Below are 3267 nucleotides of genomic sequence, written 5' to 3' on the forward strand. Positions count from 1 at the left end.
GCACAACCTCCTCCCAGAAGTCATGCGGACTTGGAGTCAACCAAACCTTCAGCAGCCCCATCAGGCAACACCGACTACCACAGACTCAACAGAACCGGAGACCGCACCCTCAACAGCGCCATCTACCGCATCGCCCACACCCGAATACAACACGACCCAACAACCAAAACCTACTACGACAAACGCGCCGCCATGGGCCACTCCCACCGCCACATCCTCCGCAACCTCAAGCGCTACATCACCCGCCAACTCTTCCGCCACCTCACCAACAACCCACCCCAACTCACTTGGCAAAACCCATAGAAGGGTCGATACACCGCCTACGGCGGCTACTCAACCACCGGGGCTGGGCGACTCAATCACCGGGGGCGGGGCGACTCAACCATCGGGTGGAGCAGGTTCACGAGCGCCCTGCGGCAAGTACTTCTACAATCGCAGGCCGCAGATCGGCGACGGAAACAATGCTGTCCACCGAACCCACCTCCACCGCACGCTGGATGGAATGTACCCCGTCGAACTCTGCGGCGATCTCTCCGATCTTCTCCGCGCGCACGCCACTACGCAGGTCGTCGAGGGCCGCCGCCAGCGCCGGACGCTCCGTCGCGGACGCGTCGGCGAGCTTGGCTTCGAGCTCTGCGACGCGCGGATCAGCGGCGGTGCGGGCGGCCACGTCGCGGGCAAACACCACAGCCGCGGCAGGCGCCCCGCCGAGCACCGACGCGCGCGACCCCTCGAGCGCGAGCACCGTCATATTCGGGTTGAGCTGCTTGGAGAACACGACGAACGCCCCACCGTGGTAGCGAGAGATCACGACGAACACGATCGGCCCCTCGAAGTTCACCACCGCGCGACCAATCTCCGCGCCGTACTCCAGCTGCAGGTTACGCATCGACTCAGGCGAGCCGTCGAAGCCCGAGAGATTCGCCAGCACCACCAGCGGCCGGTTCCCCGATGCCGCGTTGATCGCCCGTGCAGCCTTCTTGCTCGACTGCGGAAACAGCGTGCCCGAGGTGTACACCGTCGGCCCATCCGTCGGATGGAACCCCGCCCTGGGCACGGGCTTCGACTCGATACCCAACAGCGCGACGGAATACCCGCCCATGCGCGCATCCATCACCACCGCGGTGTCCGCCTCGGCCATGTTCGCCCAGCGCTCCGAGCACGGCCCGTCCTGGTCCACCACCGCACGCATCACGCTGCGAATGTCGAACGGCTTCTTGCGTTCGGCGTTCAACTCATCGGAGAAGATCTGCCCCACCGTCTGGAACTCCGAGCCCTCGAGTTCGTGCGGGAAGCTCGACACGTCGCGATCAATCGGATCATCCGACGACGCCCGTCGCGGCCCCGATTCTCCCGCAGCCACGTACGTCGCGTCGTAGTGCTGGAGCAGCACCTGGAATGCGCCGCGCAGATCCGGCGCCCAGTACTGCGCCTGCCCGTTCGGACCCATCACCCTGTCGTAACCGCCGATGCCGAAGTTGTCCTCGGCGGAGACGCCACCGGAGTAATCCAGCGACTGCTTGCCCGTGAGCACCATCGCCGAATCCGGCGTCATCACCAGAATGCCCTTGGTGTGCATGAGCATTGTCGCCTCCGCAGCCCAGTACGGCTGCGCCCCGACGGTGATGCCCGCCACCACAATGTTGATCTCCCCGCCGGCCTGCGTGAACTCGACGATGCGCTTCAGCGCCGCCGCCACCCAATCCATGTTCTCCGTGCCCGACCGCATCGAGATGAGCGCACCCGAGCTGAGCGCGAACCACTCGACCGGAACGCCGAGCTCGTCGGCGAGATTCAGCGCGGCGATGATGCGCCGGCACTCCGGCTCCGCCACAGCGCCGAGTCCCTTCGTCGGGTCGCCCGCCAGCACGATGCGGGTGATGCCCTCGGGATGCAGCGTCGTCGGGGTGCTGACCTTCGCGCAAATAATGCCCGCCCGGTTCTGCCCGTACGGGCGCTCCACCTCGACGAGTTCGTCGCCCTCGAGATCCAGCTCGACGAGCGTCCCGTCGCCTGCGAGCGTGTCAGCCAGCTCGTACGGGTACACCAGCCCCCGACGCTTCGCGCGCAGCACCTTGCTCTGGTACTCGTCAACGGGCTCCAGTTCGCTCGTGGGCGGGGCCTGCACGTCGGTGACTACCTCACCCGAGGGACGCTGGTGGAACCGCAGCGCAAGTGGGCGGGTGTCGCCGTCGAAGGAGAAGGTGCCCTGAATCACGACCTCCGCGATGCCCGCCGAATCCGACAGCGGTGTGATCTTCGACTTCAGCTGGTCGGCCTCGCGCGGATCAAGCTCGCAGGTGGGCCAGATGTGCACCCAGACGTGGTTCACATCGAGGTGCCCCGCTTTCGCGCCCATCGACGCGCGCTGGCGACGGATCGCCTCCAGGCAGCGCTCGATGGCGCGCTCAACGTGCGGAACCCCGATGAGCTGGCCGGCGTCGTCGCGCACCAGCGCGAACTGCCGCACCTGCGCCATGGCAATGAGTCGCCGGTCTGACGCGTTGCCACGCGCCACCGCATCGACGAGCAGCACGTCGTCGGGCGCCGGCACGCGCTCGATGTGGAACTGCTGCAGGCGCCACAGGTCGAGGCGGCGGGCCACCATCGGGTGATGGCCGCGGATGATCTCGTCTTCCACGAGCGCATCGCCGTCCCAGCGCAGCGTCACGTACGTGATCGCACCTTGCGGCGTGCACACGCCCACCACGATGCGGCGTATCCGACGAGGTAGCCACTCCGCGATCGTCTGGCGTAGCGGCTCACTCGACTCGTCGTGGCTCACTTCCGCGCTGTGCGACGCGTACACCTCGACGACGGTGTCGCCGCCCGTATCGTGCTCGCTGATGAGCCGGGCGAGCGCGCCCTGTTCCTGCAACTCGGTGAGTGTGCCCACCGTCGAGATGAGGTGCGTGGGTTCGGCATGCAGCTCGTAGGTGCCCGTCACGACGGGGCGTGTGCCCGCGAAGGATGAGCGGACGTCGCGCAGACCCGCGCTGGCGTAGTGCTTGCGGGCGAGCACCTCGAGCATCGGCTCCGGGCCAGTGACGCCGGCGGCGAGCCGCGCGGCGAGGGTGACGTCGTTCTTCTCCGGGACGGCGACGAGTTTCGCGATGCCCTCGGCGTAGTCGGGGGCATCCGGGTTCGCTGCCAGGGCGGCCACGTCGTCGAGCATCTCTTGCCAGATGGGGGCACGCTCGGCGTCGACCAGTGGCTGGTCGAACCAGCGGAACCGCACCGAGCGGGCGAGGTCGCCCAGCGTGGCGT

2 protein-coding genes are annotated in these 3267 nt (G+C 67.2%); one reads left to right on the forward strand and one right to left on the reverse strand.

All coding sequences use genetic code 11. The features are described from left to right. A partial coding sequence (locus tag Q0X68_RS13065; RefSeq protein WP_297752647.1) for a transposase occupies positions 1-303 on the forward strand: 303 nt, incomplete at its 5' end. Positions 304-400: 97 nt separating this feature from the next. Here Q0X68_RS13065 and Q0X68_RS13070 read toward each other — a convergent pair. Beyond that, on the reverse strand, positions 401-3267 hold a 2867-nt coding region (locus Q0X68_RS13070; RefSeq protein WP_297752650.1), incomplete at its 5' end, for a carboxyl transferase domain-containing protein.

Origin of the sequence: uncultured Tessaracoccus sp. (genome assembly GCF_947286155.1) — a bacterium.
In the GTDB taxonomy this organism is placed as follows: Bacteria; Actinomycetota; Actinomycetes; order Propionibacteriales; family Propionibacteriaceae; genus Arachnia.